13 protein-coding genes are annotated in these 19,113 nt (G+C 68.8%); 10 read left to right on the plus strand and 3 right to left on the minus strand.

Translation table 11 applies throughout. The features are described 5' to 3' along the window. Positions 1 to 264 precede the first annotated feature (264 nt). The 3 genes from SPOPO_RS0117475 to SPOPO_RS0117490 all read left to right on the plus strand — a co-directional run bounded on the left by SPOPO_RS0117475 (position 265) and on the right by SPOPO_RS0117490 (position 3,447). Positions 265 to 1,497, plus strand: coding sequence for an IS110 family RNA-guided transposase (locus SPOPO_RS0117475; protein WP_028984871.1), 1,233 nt, complete (start codon positions 265 to 267; stop codon positions 1,495 to 1,497). 646 nt (positions 1,498 to 2,143) lie between these two features. Then, complete coding sequence (locus SPOPO_RS0117485) at positions 2,144 to 2,947, plus strand: hypothetical protein (RefSeq protein WP_019876245.1); 804 nt, start codon at positions 2,144 to 2,146, stop codon at positions 2,945 to 2,947. Next, a complete protein-coding gene (locus SPOPO_RS0117490) occupies positions 2,944 to 3,447 on the plus strand; it encodes a hypothetical protein (protein ID WP_156869984.1) in 504 nt (167 codons plus the stop codon). Before SPOPO_RS0117485 ends, SPOPO_RS0117490 begins: the two co-directional genes overlap by 4 nt. Positions 3,448 to 3,576: 129 nt before the next feature. On the opposite strand, the gene SPOPO_RS32030 is transcribed toward SPOPO_RS0117490, so the two are convergent. Together SPOPO_RS32030 and SPOPO_RS35915 are read right to left on the minus strand one after the other, a co-directional pair. Continuing rightward, on the minus strand, positions 3,577 to 3,924 hold the full coding sequence (locus tag SPOPO_RS32030; RefSeq protein WP_281168174.1) for a CbrC family protein: 348 nt from the start codon (positions 3,922 to 3,924) through the stop codon (positions 3,577 to 3,579). Next, positions 3,906 to 4,106, minus strand: a complete 201-nt coding sequence (locus SPOPO_RS35915) for a CbrC family protein (RefSeq protein ID WP_281168175.1) — start codon at positions 4,104 to 4,106, stop codon at positions 3,906 to 3,908. The genes SPOPO_RS32030 and SPOPO_RS35915 overlap by 19 nt, the downstream gene beginning before the upstream one ends. 320 nt (positions 4,107 to 4,426) lie before the next feature. Between SPOPO_RS35915 and SPOPO_RS0117505 the strand changes: the two genes are divergently transcribed. Further along, positions 4,427 to 4,882 (plus strand): hypothetical protein, encoded by a 456-nt coding sequence (locus SPOPO_RS0117505; protein ID WP_156869986.1) that lies wholly within the window; start codon positions 4,427 to 4,429, stop codon positions 4,880 to 4,882. Between the two features lie 266 nt (positions 4,883 to 5,148). On the opposite strand, the gene SPOPO_RS0117510 is transcribed toward SPOPO_RS0117505, so the two are convergent. Next, the gene (locus SPOPO_RS0117510) at positions 5,149 to 5,514 is read right to left on the minus strand and encodes a hypothetical protein (protein WP_019876249.1); all 366 of its coding nucleotides are present in this window, start codon (positions 5,512 to 5,514) and stop codon (positions 5,149 to 5,151) included. Between the two features lie 465 nt (positions 5,515 to 5,979). Between SPOPO_RS0117510 and SPOPO_RS0117515 the strand changes: the two genes are divergently transcribed. The 6 genes from SPOPO_RS0117515 (at position 5,980) to SPOPO_RS0117540 (ending at position 19,075) form a co-directional block, all read left to right on the plus strand. Beyond that, the gene (locus tag SPOPO_RS0117515) at positions 5,980 to 6,405 is read left to right on the plus strand and encodes a hypothetical protein (RefSeq protein WP_156869988.1); all 426 of its coding nucleotides are present in this window, start codon (positions 5,980 to 5,982) and stop codon (positions 6,403 to 6,405) included. Positions 6,406 to 6,856: 451 nt separating this feature from the next. Continuing rightward, positions 6,857 to 7,609: a COG1361 family protein gene (locus SPOPO_RS0117520; RefSeq protein ID WP_019876251.1), complete on the plus strand. Its 753-nt coding sequence runs from the start codon at positions 6,857 to 6,859 to the stop codon at positions 7,607 to 7,609. Between the two features lie 177 nt (positions 7,610 to 7,786). Then, on the plus strand, positions 7,787 to 8,041 hold the full coding sequence (locus SPOPO_RS0117525) for a transposase (RefSeq protein WP_156869990.1): 255 nt from the start codon (positions 7,787 to 7,789) through the stop codon (positions 8,039 to 8,041). A 545-nt stretch (positions 8,042 to 8,586) separates the two neighbouring features. Next, positions 8,587 to 11,643, plus strand: coding sequence for a LamG-like jellyroll fold domain-containing protein (locus SPOPO_RS0117530; RefSeq protein WP_169577216.1), 3,057 nt, complete (start codon positions 8,587 to 8,589; stop codon positions 11,641 to 11,643). A gap of 68 nt (positions 11,644 to 11,711) precedes the next feature. Continuing rightward, positions 11,712 to 18,581 carry an RHS repeat-associated core domain-containing protein gene (locus SPOPO_RS0117535; protein WP_019876255.1) on the plus strand — a complete coding sequence of 2,290 codons (6,870 nt, stop codon included), beginning with the start codon at positions 11,712 to 11,714 and terminating at the stop codon, positions 18,579 to 18,581. Next, on the plus strand, positions 18,581 to 19,075 hold the full coding sequence (locus tag SPOPO_RS0117540; RefSeq protein WP_019876256.1) for an Imm26 family immunity protein: 495 nt from the start codon (positions 18,581 to 18,583) through the stop codon (positions 19,073 to 19,075). The genes SPOPO_RS0117535 and SPOPO_RS0117540 overlap by 1 nt, the downstream gene beginning before the upstream one ends. Positions 19,076 to 19,113 lie beyond the last annotated feature (38 nt).

Consider the following 19,113-nt stretch of genomic DNA (forward strand, 5'->3'; position numbering starts at 1 on the left):
GTCGGGGCCTGAGAATTGGCGGTCAGCTGCGGGTCGCTGGTGGTGGCGGTCGGGGCGATCATGGCGGGGTGTCGCCCGGCGACGTCGCTGCACTCTGGTGCTGTGGTTCGAGCCCGCAGAGCGAGTATGGCGTGGGGTCCTCGGGTGCGTCGGATTGTTGCCATCGAGCACGCGGGCCTGTGTCCATTCGCAGAGGGCCCTGCGGGCGGCACGCCGACCGCGCCGGCCGGCGCGGCCGTCGGAACCTCGGTGGAGGTGAACGGCGTGGACGTGGTGGTGGACCGGGTCGCCGGACTGGACATCGGCAAGGACTCGGTGACGGTGTGCGTGCGGGTGCCGGGGACGGGTGCCCGGCGCGTCAGTGAGACCCGCACCTATTCGACGATGACCCGTCAGATCCAGCGGATGGCGGAGTGGCTGGATGAGTGCGGGGTGGAGCTGGCGGCGATGGAATCGACCGCGACGTATTGGAAGCCGGTGTTCTACTGCCTGGAAGAACACACCGAGACCTGGCTGCTCAACGCCGCCCACATCAAGGCCGTGCCCGGACGCAAGTCCGATGTCCGGGACTCGGAGTGGATCGCGCGCCTGGTCGAGCACGGGCTGGTCTCCCCGTCGTTCGTTCCGCCCCCGGAGATCCGCCGCTTGCGGAACCTGACCCGCTACCGCCTGCAGTTGACGGGCGACCGAACCCGGGAAGCCACCCGGGTGGAAAAGTTGCTCGAGGATGCCTCGATCAAGCTCTCCGCGGTGGTCTCAAATATCGCCGGGGTCTCGGCGCGGGACATGCTCGACGCGCTAGTGGCTGGGGAGCGGGACCCGGCGGTCCTGGCGGATCTGGCGCAGAAACGGCTGCGGGTCAAGATCCCGGCCCTGACCGAGTCACTGACCGGGCACTTCGATGACCATCACGCGCTCCTGATCGGCGGGATGCTCGAACGGCTGCGCCAGGCCGAGGCCTCCCTCGCCCAGGCCGACGCGCAGATCTTGGCCGAGATCGCACCCTGGCAGCACGAGTACGAACTGCTGCAGACGATGCCGGGGATCGGGCCCAAGACCGCGCAGATCTTCATCGCCGAGACAGGCGCGGACATGTCCCGCTTCCCGAGCGCGGCGCATCTGGCGGCCTGGGTCGGGGTCGCGCCCTCGGTGCACGAGTCCGCCGGGAGGTCCTGGTCGATGGGATCGCGCAAGGGCAACAAGTGGTTGTGCTCGGCGATGGTCGAGGCGGCTGGATCCGCTTCCCGGATGAAGACCAACTATCTGGGCGCGCAGTTCCGTCACCTGGCCCCGCGCCGTGGCATCAAGCGGGCGATCATGGCCGTCGCGCACTCGATGGTGGTCTCGGCCTACTACATGCTCGAACGTGATGAGCCCTACCGCGACCTCGGGTCGGACTACTTCACCCGGCCCGTCGACCCGCAGGTCCAGACCCGCCGGCTGGTGGCGCAGCTCGAACGCCTCGGCCACTCCGTCTCACTTCAGCCCGCGAGCTGACACACCATCAAGGACATCCCGGGGCGGCGGCGGACGAGAACGGACCGGCGGCAGCACCACCGCTGAGAGACCGTCCAGGCTGCGCCCGGACGCTGCCGCGCGTCTGGTTCCGGTTATTCACGGGCCAGTGCGACTTGACGCTGTTCCTGTGAGGCGTGATTCGCCGAGCCCGCTCTGTAGAGGAAGACGTGCGACCGCCAGTCGCGGCCAGCGCTTACGGGGTTGGCAGATTCTTGCGGATCCGCTTCAGACGCTGCCAGCGGCTGGCGGTGCGCCGGAACTCGAGCTCACGCTCAACCGACCCCCGAGTGACGCCAACGTCGCCTTGCCGATTCTGCGCACCCTGGAGGTGGTTGAGCACGAGAAGCCGCGCATGGGTCAAGCGGAGCCTCAGCATCGCCTCGTCTGGCATCTTTCGGTTTGCCCTCCGGGCGGCGCTCGTCAGCGGAGTTAGGTCGCTCGAGGCGCACTCCTTTGGAGGACTACTCCCGAGGAGGACCGATGGGGCGGCTGTACAGGGGACATCCCCCTTCGGATTGCCGGAGCTGACCGCGCAGGAAGACCTGATCCGCGCCTGGCGAAGTGAACGTTCATGGGCGCCCACGCGTCTTCGATAAGGATCGGTTGGCGAAACCGGGAGGCGTTTGTGCGGACGGAGATCGTGCTGACATTGCTCGGTTTGGCTGCGGCGACCGGGTGCGGCGCGGAATCGAGCTCGCAGGTTGCGGCCGGAGGGGTTAGTTCCCCGACCACAGAACCGTCGCTCCGCGCGGACACCGTGCTCAGATGTGGGAACGATGAGGTTCCGCTTGACCGCTTGACGAACCCGAGGCCCGCGACGAGCGCGGAGAGCGCACCTAAGCGTGTCCTCTACAAGTTCAAGCCGGGAGACATCGGCGACCTCGGCGACTACTGGATCGTGGATGACGAACCCGAGCGCGTGTCAATCATCCGAGAACACGTTCGCGGGGAGGGTCAGCCGTCGACGGAGGTCACTTACGACTTCGCGTCCTGGGAGTACGTTGCGGACGCTCCAGGAGCCACGACGGACTGGATGTACTTCGGTGGCGCGACGTCGTGTGTGCTCAAGCGAGCCTTCGAGGGGCTGAACGACGCGACAATCACGCTCGACCCGAGTGCGCTGCCGCAGCCTGGCGACCGGGTCGTCCGGCTGCTCGTCGACGAGCGTGCGTGCGCCAGCGGTCAACAGGCCACAGGCCGGGTTCGCGTCCCGGTTCTGGAGCTGTCTGCTGACAAGGTGCGCGTGGCGATCGGCGTTGCGACGCAGCAGGGCGGCCAGACCTGCCCCGGCCACCCGCCCACCCCTTACGTCCTGGAGTTGCCCGAGCCGCTGGGCAACCGCCTGCTCATCGACGCGAGCGCCTACCCCGAACGCGAGATTCAGGAAGGTCAGGAACGTCAGGCTCGACGAGCTGGCGTGCAGTCGTGAGTAGCGCAGCGGATCGTGGGGCGCGGAAGGTGACAGCGGTTAGAGCTTCGACCCCGAAGCTCGCCCTGCCGCTCGCAATGCTCCTACTCGGCAGCGCCGCCTGCTCAAACGATGACGCGAACTTGCGGTTGGAACTCACGCCCACAATCGCATGCAACGAGGCCGCCTCTCACTCAGAGGCGATCGGACTTGGCGACCGGGTCGAGCTCGTGCGAGCAGAGAGGACGACGGGGAAAGGTCTTCGCGCGTGGCTCGTCGTCCGCCACGGCGCGGCCGGGCCCGCCCAGACAGCCTCGCCCACGATCAGGTCCGACGACCTCGTCGATGTCTGCGTGTTCCGCGGCTCCTCTCCGCGGCCCATCTCGGTGCCCCCAGGATCGAGCATCGACACTGCCGGCGTGAGGGTGCTCGTGCGCTTCGGCGGCGTGACCTTGGACGCCGTCGGTGCCCCCGATCAGCTCGCGAGGGAACTCGACAACCTCCCGGGAAAATCGCGTTAGAAGACCGATCTCCTAGGCCGCTGCCCTCGTGCATCACGCGTCTTCTGTTCCCGGAGGTTTCGCGGATGTTCGCGCTCCGAGGTTTGCGCCGGCGGATCGACGGCGAGTCCCGCTGACCCTCCGCGCCGATTAGGTGAAGTCCGAGTAGGCGAGGTGCTCGCCGCAGTGCAGGCACCGGAAAAGGTACGCAGCCGGTTGGCCGTCGGCGCTCAACGCGTGTAGATAGCCGTCGAGCTGCTGCTCCGACCAGCCCGTCCCGGCAATGTCCGCGCGGAGCGACTGCACCGCGTCCGGCAGATCCGCGACCTGCGCCCATCCGACGACGCCGAGGAACGCTGCCGCGTCATTGCAGTGGTATAGCCACCGCTCCTGCTGCCAACCCGAGAAGCCCGGCGTGCGCACGGTGATCGTGTCGACGATCTCCCGCGCGACCCCGGCCGGCGCCCCGTAGGCGTCGGTCAGGGATGCGTCGTGCATGGCGAGGGGCCGTCGGCGATGCACCACGGGCACACCGTCTCGAACTCCTCTTCGGCGTAGATGTTCGCCGTGTACCGCCAACCCCGCGGGAGGTCGCAGAACTCGCAGGTGTCCTCGGTGGCCTCGATCGACCCGGTGCCGACGGGATCGGGGTGGTAGCGGAATACCGGCAACTCGCTCATTTGCCAATGTTGTCGCACCGCCGGGCCCACGTGGGCGAGCAATTTCGGTTCACGGGCTGAGTGACGAACTGAGTGACAATCGCCCCGTCCGACCCGGCACAATCACGCACGCCGGAGGACAGGCCAACCGGGACCTGACTTGTGGTTCTCACAGGTAGTTGCACCAGTTTCTGTAGATGGCATGGAACTGCTCCCCACCTCCGCCGTCGGCGGTCGCGGTCCCGTCACTCTGCATCCGGGCAGCGCCGCTTCCGAGGTCGCCTCGGCGACCTGATGCCCGCCGCAACGAGTAGGGACGTCTGTCGGCCTAGCCTGGAGTGGTGCTCGACGACCTAGCCGGCGCCCTGATCGGCGGAATGATCGGTGAGGGAATCGCCGTGGGCGTCGCACGTGGTCGGGCCAAACGCAAGGCCCGGCGATTCCTCGCCGGGGAGACGGTCCAGTTCCGGGCGCACCTGAGGTTCGACGGAGAGCATTCACGCCGCGGTCGGTTGCGCGTCAGCCCTGGGACCGAAGAGGCCACTTGGACGCGATGGCCGCGGTGGGGGCGGCCTGAGGTGGAGCTGATGCTTCTGGGCGGCAAGGGCTTCCCAGATCACATCCGGTGGGGATCGATAACTGGCAACATCCCCGCGCACGGCTGGCGGGTCCGGACCGGCCCCGAGGCGTTCGCAACACTCTTACTCGAGCGGAACTACCTCGCTGTCTTTGCACCCCTCGTAAGCCTCGGCGACGTGCCGTTCGCTAAGTCGCACCGTCGGCACAAGCCGAGCTGACTCTCATAACGACCCAAGTGGTTTCCGTTGTCTGCGGTGCGCTCGCTCGGCTGAGGGGTTGTCGAAGTCGCGTGCGTATCAGACACGCGCCCCGAGCGTGGAGTGGGCGGCCAACGACCTTGGCGCGAATCGACGGGTCACTTACGGACACCCGCGGGGTGAGCAAGTCCACGACCGGCGGGGCCCCAACTTGCAGCTCAGACCCAGTGCCCGGAGCTTGCCTTCTCTAAGCAGCCGATCAGCGCGGGCGACCACCGCGCCGCAAGCTATGTCTGCGGCGGAACGTCGAACGCCAGGAGTCGCACGCCGCCCTCGGCGCCGTGCACGATTAGGACGCCTGGCCTTTCCATTGTCGCCTCGCGCCCGGACGCCGAGTGGGGATCGCGGAGCAGTTCCGCGATCTCTCGGAGCAAACCTTCCGCCACCTCGCTCGGAGCCTTCGTCGGGAGCGGTCCGGAAGGGCAGCCGGGAACGCCGCAGTCGACATCGGGGTCGGCAGCGGCCCCCAGCTCGTGCTCGAACTCGTAGTGGAAGCAGACGTAGTGCATCCCCTCAAAGATGCTGTAGTCGGCCGCGTAGGTGACGACGGCGCGGCCGCATCGCCGGCAGATCGGGGACCCAGGCTCGGACACGTCAGAACCCTAGTTCCTGATCGGCCCGGGCCGACCAGGTCCATCCCGCAACCTCGAGCAGCCCTCCAGCCGTGCAATTAGCTGCGATTACGGAGGCGCATCCGGGGTCTCGAACGGGCGACGTCGTGCGGTGCGGTGAGCGTTGCGACTTCGACATCTGGGCGCAAGAACGGTCTGAGCGCCGAGGTGACGGCAACCCTGACGGCAACGTCCCGGGGTCGAATGACATCGACCCCGGACGCCTATGGACTGCACGCTTGCTCGCGGTCACCTAGCCGTGAGGACGGAACCGGCCTGATGAGGAAGCGGCCCAGCGCGCGTACAGCGAAGGGCGTAACACGGCGCGGTGCGCGCGCTGGTCTTGTTCACTGGCAGCGCGAGCGCCCTGGCCGACCTTGCGTACTGGGATCCATGGAGGGAACCTGTGGACAGACGATTGACAGCGCCCCGCGAGGGGGTGGACCGATGAGGATGTGGATCGCCGCTGCGGCGATCGTCGTGCTGAGCGGCGCCGGTGTCGCCGTCGCCGCCACCCAGGACGACCCGTCGCCGACGCCGGGCAAGAAGAACTCGGTTGGCTGTGTTCCGTCCACCGACGGCCAGCAGGTAACCGGGCCGGACGCCTGCGGCCCGGGGAACTACCCCATGTCCGCGTTCCACAAAGACGCGGAGGGACTGATCGCCCTCAGCTGTGGTGACGACTTCGGCTTCGGTCGGCCGAAGGGTGCACCCGAGCCCACGCCGGCGCCCAAAGGCGAGCCGGATCCGAGCTGCCACCCCATGAGTGAAGCCGACCTGGAGAAGGATGCCGAACTGGCGAAGAGGGCCGACGAGGATTACGCAAAGGGCCTCAACCAGGGCGTCGCACCGGTCGAGGGCCCGACGCAATAAGGGCCAAGCTAACTGCGCGGACTCGTCCCCGCACTAGCTGAACGGTTGCCAAGCGGTTGCCTACAGGCCGGGCCCCGGCGGACTGTGTCGCACGTGAGCACACTGGAGGCGCGGTCCGGCTGACGCGGTGGACGCACATGGACAAGCCGCGGCGATTTTGCAAGGCCGGGCGGAGCGGGCGGGCAACGTCGCGTTTCCCGATGTCAGGCCGATGTCACATCGCCCGCCCATTCTCACCGGACGCCGCTGGATCTCGCTCGACGTCAGCGGAACGAACACCCAGGTCAGCAGGCAGATCGCCGGACCGCGGCGGACCGCAATCGACGCTAGTGACCGCTTGTGACGGAACTTTGTAATCGGATGGTCGCATGGGTCCGAGACGGTTTCGGTCTGCCAAGGACCTCCGGCGCGCCGACCTTGAGCATTCATTCCTACGTCTTACTTTCGCGGCATGGTGCAGATCGCTCTCGAGGACAACACCTTTCTGGGCATTGACGCGGACTGGGTGTCCGTGGCCGCTGCAATCGTTGCGCTGGTCGCGCTGACCGTCACCGTGTGGCAGGCGATCGTGGCAACGCGCGAGGCCGGTACGGCTAGAGACCAAGCCGAGTACGCCAAGCGGCAAGCCGAACAAGCCGAAGAGCAGACCCGGTTGCACCGGAAGCTCGCGGAGGACGCAACGCTCCCTTATGTGTGGGTGGACGTTCGCCCCGACATGGCCCAGGGGGTCCTGCTTCGGCTCGTGTTGCGAAACGAGGGCCCCACGGTCGCGACGAACGTCCGAGTTACCTTCGAGCCGGCTTTGCAGGAGGAGCCCGGTCTGCGCAGCCTCGCCCCAGTGGAGGGACGTCTGCGGGATGGCATCCCATCAATGCCACCCGGACGTGAGCTGCGTTGGGTGGTGGGGAGAAGCTTCAATCTGCTCAGCGACATCAGCGTGCCGAAGGCCTACACCGTCACGGTCGACGCCAACGGGCCCGATGGTCGGCCCGTGCCCACTTTGCGATACACCGTCGATATGACTGACTATGAGCTGGCGCACGGACTACCAGATGGGTCCCTGCACGTGTTGACCAAGGAGATCCACAAGCTCGCTGGTGAAATGGCTGCCCGACGCAGCGGGCTGGAGCCGTCGACAAACCTCGATCTGGACGTCACGGAACATCAGGAGGACTGGGTCCGACGCCTCCGATCAGACGACTAAAGACGATGGCTGAGGTATACGGCATGCCACTCGCGGTGACGCATAGTCAGATCTTCGAGCTCGAGTCAGCAGAAAATCAGTAGACCGCCGACCACTGAGCACTACCAGCAACCTCTGGCTTGGGCAGCAAAACCCGGGCGGGCGGCCGCGGACGGCGGGGGCCGAATTAGGAGTGCGGTGGTGCAGGTTCGCCGGCGGCGCAGAATGCGCTCGAAGGCGAGGTGGCAGCTCACCTCGGTGATGCCGAACACGAATCGCGCCGAGGCTGACCTGATCGGCCGGGAAAAACGGAACGGGGCGAGCCCGAAGGTAGTCCGCATCGAGGTCGGTGAAGTCACCATCCGGGCCCCTTACGATCGGACCGGCACGTTCGAGGCGAAGATGGCGCGCCGGTTAGGCATGGCGCCCCTCGACCGTGGCAGCGCGTGCTGATCCGCGCCGGGCTGGCGGCACTTGCGGACCTGCATCTGGCTACTGTGCGAGTTGCGCAAGAGGTCTCACGCACACTACGAACGCGACCGTTCCCGGCGCATGACCCGACCTGTCACCAGATCGTGCCGCGGACCCGTGGCCCCGCAGGCGGTCTGCTGTGGGCCCACGCCCAGAGTCGCCGCCACGTCCGGCTCAATGCTTGACGACTGCTGCGAGCGGTGGTCAACGCGGGGGAGCAAGGCGGGACATCACCGGGTCCGCAACGCCGTCAATCGGGGATTGATTAGCGGAAGGATTCTGACGACCCATCAATACGCCGTCGTGCCCACATTACAGTTCGCTCAGCGCGAGGCGAGCCCGACCGCGCCTTCCGGGTTGCCATGAGTTGTTCTTCCGCGGGCTACTTGCCTGTTCCGGGGTCGGTGTTCCAAGATGACCGCGCGTGACTGGTTCGTCACCGTCGAGTGAGCGGGGAGCGGATGAGCGGGCGGGCTCGGCGGGGTGGGCGTGGTGTGCCCGGTCAGGGTCGGTTCGGAATCGGGCTCATGCCTGCGGTGGCGGTGCTTGCGGCCGCGGCGCTCGGTTTCGCGACGTTGGGGGCCCCGGCCGAGATCGCGGCGCGGCTCACTTCGGAGGGTTCCGAACGGGCTCCAGAGCCGGATGGGGAGGACCCGGGGCCGCTGTCGGAGCGGGAGGCGGCCCAGCTGGCCGCCGAGCGCGGCGCGCCGGTCGAGGCCACGGCGCTAACCGACGAACGCCGTGTGGTCATGGCGACGCCCAGCGGGGCATTCTCGGCCGAGCTCTCGCTGTACCCGGCGCGGGTGAAGAACACCAAGGGGGGCTGGGACCCGGTCGATTTGACGATCGTGGCGCGGCCGGACGGGTCGGTCGGGCCCGCGGTGGCGCCGGTGCCGATGAGCTTTTCGGGCGGGGGCGACGGGGCTGGTCTGGCCCGGATGTCGCACGCGGGCGGGTCGCTGCAGTTGGGCTGGCGGGGCTCGTTGCCTGCCCCGGTGCTGTCCGGGTCGGTCGCGGTGTACCGGTCGGTGGAGCCGGGCGTGGACCTGGTTGCGAAAGCGACCGAGCTCGGGCTGAGTACCTATCTGGTCATCCACGACGCCGCCGCGGCCCGCAATCCGAGGCTGCGGGCCATCACGTTCGACCTCAATGTCTCGGGCGCGCAGGTCACCAGCGGGGAGGACGGGGAGATCACCGTCCGCAACGACCGTGGCCCGGTCTTCCGCGCCGAGCCCGCGATGGCTTGGGATTCAGCCGGCTTGGCCGGAACCGCGACTGATGTCGAGTCCGAATCGGAGTCCGACAGCGCCCGGAGCACCGCCAAGGGGCCGGGCAAAGACCCGGGTATGGCGGGCCCGGAGATGTCCGGCCCGGGCGGCCGGAAGATCCCGGGTGGGGCGACCCGTGAGGAGGCAGCAGCGGCGGCACCATTGTCCCCGCGCGGGAACCGCCCGCCGCGACCGATCGCGGTGGAAGCGACGGCGAAGACGATCACGTTACGCCCCGGAACACTCCTCACCGATGCTTCGACGGTTTATCCGCTGGTCTTGGACCCGGTCTGGCAGGCGTACCCGGACAACGACCGTCAGCCGGCGTGGGCGATGGTTTGGTCGAACGGGCAGCAGTGGTTCAACAGCACGACGCAGGACCCGCGGGTGGGTTACGACGGGTGGTCGTCGGCGACGAAGAAGTCGCGGGTGTTCTACCGGTTCAGCACGTCGACGCTGACTGGAAAGAAGATCGACTCCGTCCAGCTCACGCACAAACTCGACCACACGGTCAACCAGGACTGCAGCCTGGACTATTACGGCCCGAAGGTCGAGATTCACCGTAGCGACGGGTTCACGACCACGACGACGTGGGCGAATCAGCCGGGCGCGATAGGTGGGCTGCTGGCGGCAAACAACCAGGCCATGGGGCACGACAGCTACTGCTCGGGAACCAAGAATCAAGAGTGGAGCCTGGGTAGCCTCGCGGGCGCCCTCGAGACCGGCATCGGAACGCTGAACCTGCGGATTCGCTCAGAGGATGAGACCAACCGCAACGGTTGGCGGGTCTACAACAACGGCGGACTGCGTCCCGCGCTTCGGGTGGACTACCGGGACTATCCGGCCACCCCGACGAACCTGTCGATCACGCACTCGAACAACTGGGGAGCCGAGGGCTGGTACACGCGGCGCACCACGCCGGCGGTGGTGGCGTTGTTCACCAACCCCAACGCCGGACCGGTGCATTCCCGGTTCGAGATCTGGCAGGGCGCCACCAAGCGCTGGGAGTACAAGGTCAACGAGGGCACCGCCCCGCAGTGGTCCTCCCGCACCGTTCCCGCTACGGCGGGGCTGCAAAACGGCGGAGTGTATCAGCTGCGCGCGTACGGGCTGGATTCCGAGGCCGGCGAGGCCACGATCGAGTCCAAGACCCCTGCGGTGTTGAACTTCCGCGTCGACACCCAAGCCCCGGCGGCGCCCACGGTGACGACCCCGGCCGAGGCGAACCCTGCGCAGAAGTGCGTGATCGGGCACGCCTGCTCGTTCACGATGAGCGGTGGGTCGGATGTGGTCGCATTCCAGTACGGGATCAACACCGACACCCCGGTCACCAAGGTCGCTACGAGCGGCGGCGCGCTCAAGACCGTAACCCCGACCCCGGCCACTTTCGGGCCGGGTTGGTTCACCGCCTACGCCCTGGACAAAGCTGGCAACGTGTCCGCGCCGAGGGTGGCGGACGTCCGGGTCGAGAGCTCGCGGCTGGCTCATAAGTGGAACCTCGACGGTGACGGCGCCGACTCCGGCGAGCACGGCGGGAACCCGGCAAAGACCTATCCGCTGACCTTCTACGGCAGCCCGGGATGGCGCGACGACACTGCCATGGAGCTCGACGGGTCCGACCGGGCCTTGAACCTGGACGGCAACGACTGGGCCGCTACCGGTAACAGCGTTGCCGGCGCCCCGACGGCTGAGGGGTTCGATCTGCGCACCGACCGAGACTTCGCGCTCTCGGCCTGGGTCCGACTGGATGACACCGGCCAGGACGCGTGGGTGGCAAGTTCGCAGGGTGACGCCGCAGGCCCGGCCGCGAACGCGGCCGTCATGGGTCTGGGTTACAGCAACGGAAACTGGATCTTCCGGGTCAGGACGCCGACCGGTGTGGTGCCGCTGGCGGACCCGGACGACCGAAGACTGGTCGACTACGCCGGACCGTCCGAGCCGCAGCTATTGCCGCCGCCAACGACGCCACCGCCCGACTCGTATCAGATCAGCGTCCCGGCTACCGGCCCGGACGGTCAGAGCGTCACGGGCCACTGGGTGCACCTGGTCGCCATGTTCGATGATCGGTCCTCCGACGAGTCAGATCTCGGACCGCCCGAGATCAGCCTGTGGGTCAACGGACGCAAGGTCGCCGCGGTCGGTGACCCCCGCCTGCCCGAAACGGTGTTCCTGAACCGGCCGGGGTTGCTTATCGGACGCACGGTCGGCTCCCCTGAGGGGTTTTGGCGCGGCGGGATCGATGACGTGCGCGTGTTCCCCGGCATCCTCGACCGCGGCCAGGTCATCCGCATCGCCAGCGAACGTCGGCCACTATGAGCAGGCACTTCAGCATCACGCAGTTCTGACTGAGCGTCATCGCGACCGGGTAAGTGGGGAGAGCCAGGATGAGCAGGATCGGCACGGCGGCGACCTCGGGCGCGGCCCGGGTCGGTGCAGCCGCGCTCGCGCTCGCGCTGTTCGCCACCCTCACCGACCCGGCCCGCGCCGTTCTGGAGGAGGACAAGCCGGGCCGCGACGCACCGGCGGTGCAGCGCACCACCCCGGCCAAGGGCAAGAGCGTCACCGGTAAGGCACCGGTCATCCGCCCGGTCGCGGACCCGGCACCACGGACCACGTGGCCGCAACCGGGGCAACGCCAGGTCACCGTCCCCGAGGCGGATGCCGGTGCGGACACCAGCAGTAAGACCCAGGAGGATGCGAAGAACTCGGACGCGCCCACACCGCCGGGGCCCGCATTCACGCGAGCGGGCGACTGGCCGGTCTGGGTGGGTGACCCGGACAGCAAGGCGGCCCGCAAGACCGGCGCCCCCGCGGCGCGGGGCCGTCGCGCCCCGGCAGCGGTCACGGTTGCCGTCGCAGACCGGAGTTCTTCGGAGGCGGCCGGCATCCCTGGGTTGTTGGTGCATGTGCGCCCGGCGGGGGCGAGTTCGGCCGGGCCAGTCGCGGTGCGGGTGAAGTACACGGACTTCGCCGGTGCCTACGGCGGGGGATGGGGTCAGCGCTTACGCGCGTTCGTTTACCCGGCGTGTGTGCTCACCACGCCGGAGCAGCCGCAGTGCACCGCGGGCCGGCCGCTGCCGACCACGAATGACGCCGACGCCGGCACCGTCACGGCCGTGCTCGACCTCGCCGGCCCTGACGCGGGCGGCGACCCTGTCACCCCCGAGGGAACGGTGGCCGATCCGGCGGCGGGGCACGTCAATAGCGGGACATTGAGCGCCCGCACGCCCCGCACCGACGCGAGATCGGCCGCCACCGGCGAGGGCGCTGTGTTCGCGGTGCAGGCGGAGGCGGCGGCGGAGACCGATGACTGGGCAGCCACGCCGTTGTCGGAATCGGCGACCTGGACCGCGGGTGGGCAGTCCGGCGCCGCCATGTGGTCACACCCGTTCCCGGCCCCGCCGGTGCCGGGTGGGCTGGTCCCGCGAGTGGTGCTCGGCTACAACTCCCAAGCCGTCGACGGGCGGACCTCGGGACGGAACAACCAGGCCTCCTGGGTCGGGGACGGTTTCGACCTGGCCCCGGGATTCATCGAACGCAAGTACCGGCCCTGCATCGATGACCAAGGCCTGCAGGGCGGGCAGGCACCGAACAACCCCGCCGTCGGCGAACCGGGCGGGGTCGCACCCACGGGCGACCTGTGCTGGAAGAGCCTGAACGCCACCCTGTCCTTCGGCGGGGGGACCTCGGAGATCGTCTACGACGAGGCCAAGCAGTACTGGCGCAAGGTCTTCGACGACGGCACCCGCATCACCCGGCACACCGGGGCCGAGAACGGGGATGACAACGGCGAGTACTGGGTGGTGTCCACCCCCGACGGGCTGGCGTACTACTTCGGCGCCGAGAACCTGTCGACCGCGGCCGGAATCGACACCGACTCGACCTGGACCGTCCCGGTCTACGGCAACCACCCGGGCGAACCCGGCTATCAGGGCGGCGACTTTGCCGGCTCGTACCGGCAGCAGGCCTGGCGCTGGAACCTTGACCACGTCCGCGACCTGACCGGCAATGCCGCCACCTACGTCTGGACGGCGGAGAACAACCACTACAACCGCGGCACCGATTACGACCATGACAGCGCCGGCACGCGCACGCAGTACCAGCGCGGCGGATTCCTGACCCGGATCGACTACGGCCTGCGGGTTCAGGGCGCACCTGCGGGCGGGGCCGTCGCCGATCCGGGAAACCCGCTTGCGCAGGTGGCCTTCACCGTCGCCGAGCGCTGCCGCGTCCCCGACGACCCGGGCGCGACCTGCGTGGCTGGCGACATCACTGAGCACAAGGAGTGGTGGGGCGACCTGCCGGCCGACCAGTTGTGCAGTGCCGGGGGGACGTGTTTGAACAATGTGGCGACGTTCTTCACCCGCAAGCGTCTGAACGAGGTCACGACCCGGTCCCGCCCGAGCGTGGGCGGGGCCCTGCAGGACGTGGACCGGTGGGTGTTCACCTACACCAACCGCGGCGTGCTCTTTCCTGCCACGCTGACGCGGACGGCGCTGGGGAACACCACGAACACCCATGGGCACGACGACGTCGACGTGACCCGGCCGCCGATCCAGTTCGACAGCGTCGCGATGGAGAACCGGATCGACACCATCGGCGATGGAGCGTCCGGGTTGAGCCGGCACCGCCTGACCACGGTGGTGGACGAGACCGGCGGGCAGGTGGCCTTCACCTACAAGGCCCCCGAGTGCACCGCCGCGATCAAGGACGTCAACCCGTGGCAGAACACCTCGCTGTGTTTCCCGGCCAAGTACACCCCACCCGGTCAGCCGTATGACGAAGACGCCAAGCCGCACTGGTTCCACAAGTACGTCGTGCGCGAGGTCATCCGCTCCGACAACTCCGGATTCGCCGCAGCCCTGGGTGGCGCGTCGGCGCGCGTGGTCACCCGCTACTCCTTCGACGGCGCCGCCTGGGCCTATGACCGCACCCCGTTCGTGCGCACCGAGGACCGGACCTGGAACGACTGGCGCGGCTTCCGCACCGTCACCACCACCGTCGGCGAGGGTGGCGAGGGCACGCAAACGCAGCAACGAACGCGGACCACGTACTACCAGGGCATGTGGCACGACCGGAAGAACGCCAGCAGCGACGACCGGCGCCACACCACCTTCGACGACACCGAGAACACCGGCATCGAGGACCACTGGCGCCTGGCCGGAACGGTGCGCGAGACCCAGGTCTTCAACGGCCTCATCGACCCGGCCGACGTCCGGGCCAACGAGGTATCGGCGACGATCACCGTGCCGTGGTTGTCCGACCCGGGCGCGGCGCAGCGCACCCCGAGTTTCGCCGCCCCAGCCACGGTGCACGGTCGGACCACCATCACCGGCCAGGCGGAGCCGCGGCGCACCAAGGCGACCTTCACCTACGACGCCTACGGCTTCCTGACGGTCAATCAGAACCTTGGCGACCTCGCCACCGCGGTCGGGCCGGCCGACGACCTGTGCACCGCACTCACCTACGCCAGACCCTCGTTGGGCAAGGACGGGCCGTGGATCCTGGACCGGGTCGCGATCGCGCGCACCCTGTCCCGGGCCGACTGCACCAGCTCGGCCGGGATCGCGGCCGCCCTGGTGTCCGAGACCCGCTCCTTCTACGACGGCGCCACCACCCCGACGGCCGCCCCGACCCGGGGCCTGGTCACCCGCACCGAGCAGGTCGAGACCTCTACCGGCTACGGCACCCCGGCCGAGCAGGTCGTCACCGGCGAAGCGAGTTACGACGCCTACGGCAGGGCGCTGACCAGCACCGACGCGCTCGGGCGCGTCACCACCACCGCCTACACCCCGGCCACCGGTCCGGTCACCGCGGTCACGGTCACCAGCCCGGACCCCGACGGCGCCGGCCTGGGCGGTGGCCCCCAGGCCCCGCACGTCAGCACGACTGTGCTCGACCCCCGCCGGGGGCTGACCCTGGCCGCCACCGACCCGGCCGGGGTGAGCACCCGGGGCGCCTACGACGCGCTCGGGCGCCTGGTCGGCGTGTGGCGCAACAACCGCGCGGTGACCGCGAATCTTGCCGGCGCTGATGTGCAGTACGCCTACGACGACACCGCCGCTGGGCCGGAGGCGGTCACCACCCGTACGCGTCTTGATGACGATCTCGGGGTCCGGACCGTCCTGAGCTCGATCGTGCTGCATGACGACCTGCGCCGTCCCGTGCAGACCCAGACGCCGGGCCGGGAGGAGGAAGGCGACCTGCGGGACGGGCGCGTGGTCACCTCCACTGGGTACGACACCCGCGGCCTGCCCGTCATCGCCACCGCGCCCGCCTTCACCACCGGTGCGCCCACCGGGGAGGCCTACTGGGCCGCCACCAGCGCCCCGCCGGCGATCACGACCACCGTCTACGACGGTGTCGGGCGCCCCACCCAGGAAACCTTCGCCGCCGGCCCCGAAGAAGACCCCGACATCACCTGGGACACCGAGACCGAGTATCGCGGCGACCGGGTCGTGGTCACCCCGCCCGACGGGGCGGTCAAGACGACCACGATCTCCGACGCCCGCGGGCGCACCGCTGCACTGATCCAGCACGGCGAGGGAAGCGACTCGCGGCGCACCGACTACACCTGGACCCCGGCCGGGCAGCTCGCCTCGATGACCGACCCCGGCACTGCTCCCGGCGTGGGGCGTAACACCTGGACCTGGTCCTACGACCTGATGGGCCGTCAGCTCATCGCCGCTGACCCGGACGCCGGGACCACCACCCGCACCTACACCAAGACCGGGCAGCTCGCGTCGGTCACCGACGCCCGCGGTCAGGTGCTCACCTACAGCTACGACAACCTCGACCGCCAGCGCGTCCGCTACGCGGGATCCGAGGCCCCGGGCAACAAGCTCGCCGAATGGACCTACGACCCCGTCATCGCCGGCAACCCCCGCCCAGGGCTGCCGGACGCCTCCATCCGGTACATCAACGACGGCACCGGCGGCACTGGCGGCACGGGGTTGAAGCAGGTGGTGCAGCAGGTCACCGGCTACGACGCGCTGGCCCGCCCGACCGAGGTCACCACGACCATTCCCGAGGTCGCTGATTTGATCCCCGAGGCGCTGGCCGGGACCTACGTCACCGGCAGCGCCTACAACGGGGACGGGTCCCTGGCGTCGACGACGCTCGGGGGGTACGGGCCCTCGTTCGCGCGGATCGAGTCGGAGAAGCTGCGGCATTTCTACGACGAGTACGGCCGCCCGCAAGCGCTGGCCGGTGCCGGCGCCTACGTGGCGGACACCGTGCGCAACGCCTTCGGTGAGGTGCTGCGCTACTCCTACGGAAACACCTTCCGCCGCGAGGTCTGGCAGCGCTTCACCTACCAGCCCGGCACCCGCCGGCTGAACCAGACCCGCATCGACCGCGAAATCGACGCCAGCGCCCTGGAAACCCTCACCTACGGCTACGACCCGGCCGGCAACCCGACCACGATCGCCACCGCCGGGCTGCTCGGGACCGAAACCCGCTGCTTCGACTACGACGCCTACCGCCAACTCACCGCCGCCTGGACCCCGTCCGCGGGTGGGTGCGCCGCGGCTCCGGACCCGTCCGCGAACCCGAGCCCGGCCCTGGGCGGGATCGCGCCCTACGGGTTCAGCTGGACCTTCGACCGGCTCGGCAACCGCACCAGCGAAACCCGCTACGCCAACGGCGCCGCCCCGGCCACCACCACCTACAGCTACGCGGGCACCCTCGCCGAACCCGCGCCCGAGCCCGATCCCGGGCCGCACCAACTCACCGGACTCGACGGCGCCCGCAGCGGCGCCTTCGCCTACGACCCCGCTGGCAACACCACCACGCGAACGCTCAACGGAACCACCCAGAACCTGGACTGGGACATCGAGGGACGGCTGGAGAAGGTCACCGGGACCGGCGGGGAACTGGCCCGCCACCTCTACACCGCGGACGGGCAGCGCCTGATCAAACGCGACCCGACCGGGACGACGCTCTACCTCGGCGACACCGAGATCACCGTGAACTCGGCCGCGACCGCGGGCAGCTGGCAGCGGCACTACGCCCTCGGCGGCCAGAGCGTCGCGGTCCGCTACGGCAACAAGATGACCGACGCGGACATCCTGCTCACCGACCCGCAGAACACCGCCCAGCATGCGATCAAGACCGCCAGCAGCCAGGTCACCAGCCGCCGCACCCTGCCCTACGGCGCCGGCCGCAGCACCAACGGCCCCACCGGGATCGATCCGCCCGCCGGCTGGGCCAGCACCCGCGGGTTTGTCGGATCCACCACCGACACCGCCACCGACCTGCTCCGCGTCGGCGCCCGCGACTACGACCCCACCCTCGGACGCTTCCTGTCCGTCGACCCGATCCTCGACCCGGCCGACCCGATCCAGGTCAACCCCTACGGCTACGCCGACAACAACCCAATCTCCTTCGCGGACCCCACCGGGATGATTGCTTGGGACTGCGGTGCCGACCCCTGGTGCGGCATGCAAGGACTCACCACCGGCAACCCCATCAGCCCCGAGCCCGCGCAGGCCGCTCCGGTCAGCAAAAGCAGGAGCAGGTTCGGCCTGCCGTCAGTGGGTGACGTGCTCGGCGCTGCCGGCGGATTCGCCAAAGACGCCTACAGCCCTGGCGTGGATCAGCTCGGCGAGATCGCGGCGGGCGTTGGTTCCGCGGGTACGCAACTGCTCGATCTCGGCGTCAACGCAGCCGCTACCCAGATCGAAAACGCGGCCTGCGCGGTCACCGGCTCGAGCCAATACCTGAACCTGTGCGGCGTCGCGATCCCCGAACTCGACACCACAGGCGCCCTCTACGGCTTCTTCCACGGAACGCAAGGCAGCGCAGGCTCCACAATCGGCCAGGTCGGCTCGCTCGCCCTAGGCGGAGCGGGCGCCATTCGCGCCGGAGCCGGAGCCGTAGCTCGCGCAGGTTCCGCGTGGCGCGCATCGAAAGCCGCAGAAACCGCAACCCGCGTTGCACCTGGCCTGCCGAAGGCGCTGACCGGTGGCACGGCGGACGTGCACGTGTACTTCGGTGTACGTGATGGCAAGAACGTTTACGCCGGGATCACGAACAACCTGAAACGACGGCAGGCCCAGCATGGTGATCGGTTCGCTCTCGATCCGCTCACCACGTCCCCGGTGACCCGGGGCGAGGCTCGCGCGATCGAACAGGCGCTGATGGTGCGCAATCCCGGCTTCGAGAACGTCCGCAACAGCATCTCGCCCGCCCACTCCTACTACGACGATGCCGTCAGGTGGGGCGAGGACTGGCTCACACGGAACGGGTATTGATGACCGCGGCCCAGACGAACCTGAGAGTGCTCAAGCCCAGCAGGAAGAAACCGCAGCCGGGCGACGTGTTCGCGATGCAACTTCCCGACGAGAGCTTCCTGTTCGGGCGGGTCGTCTCGACACAGGCGCAGTGGACTCTGGCTGCCGGTGCGGACCCGGCGAACCTGATCTACATCTACCGCGGACGTTCAGTGACGGTGGACTTGCCAGATCGGGCGGCGATGCGGCCCGACCGGTTGTTGGTGTCGCCGATCATGACAAACCAGCGACCGTGGTCGATGGGGTACTTCCAAACCCTGGCCAACCTGCCGCTGGAGGCTGCCGAGGTGCTTCCACGGCACTGCTTCCTCAGCGCCAGCCGGGGCCGCTATTTCGACGAGCACGGCCGGGAGCTGCCCGGCCCGGTCGAGCCGGTGGGCGACCACGCGCTGCATAGCTTTCGGACGATAGACGATCAGGTGAGCGATGCCATGGGTATCTGCCGGGCTCCCTGAGTCGGGAGTTTGCTCCCGCAGCTCTGGCTGGCATGCGG

This window comes from Sporichthya polymorpha DSM 43042 (genome assembly GCF_000384115.1).
Taxonomy (GTDB): Bacteria; Actinomycetota; Actinomycetes; order Sporichthyales; family Sporichthyaceae; genus Sporichthya; species Sporichthya polymorpha.

Bases quoted from the DNA above. Each gene is read 5' to 3' on its own strand.
- SPOPO_RS32030 (WP_281168174.1), bottom strand. From the start codon at position 3,924: ATGCACGACGCATCCCTGACCGACGCCTACGGGGCGCCGGCCGGGGTC.
- SPOPO_RS35915 (WP_281168175.1), bottom strand. From the start codon at position 4,106: ATGAGCGAGTTGCCGGTATTCCGCTACCACCCCGATCCCGTCGGCACC.
- SPOPO_RS0117515 (WP_156869988.1), top strand. From the start codon at position 5,980: ATGAGGATGTGGATCGCCGCTGCGGCGATCGTCGTGCTGAGCGGCGCC.
- SPOPO_RS0117520 (WP_019876251.1), top strand. From the start codon at position 6,857: ATGGTGCAGATCGCTCTCGAGGACAACACCTTTCTGGGCATTGACGCG.
- SPOPO_RS0117530 (WP_169577216.1), top strand. From the start codon at position 8,587: ATGCCTGCGGTGGCGGTGCTTGCGGCCGCGGCGCTCGGTTTCGCGACG.
- SPOPO_RS0117535 (WP_019876255.1), top strand. From the start codon at position 11,712: ATGAGCAGGATCGGCACGGCGGCGACCTCGGGCGCGGCCCGGGTCGGT.
- SPOPO_RS0117540 (WP_019876256.1), top strand. From the start codon at position 18,581: ATGACCGCGGCCCAGACGAACCTGAGAGTGCTCAAGCCCAGCAGGAAG.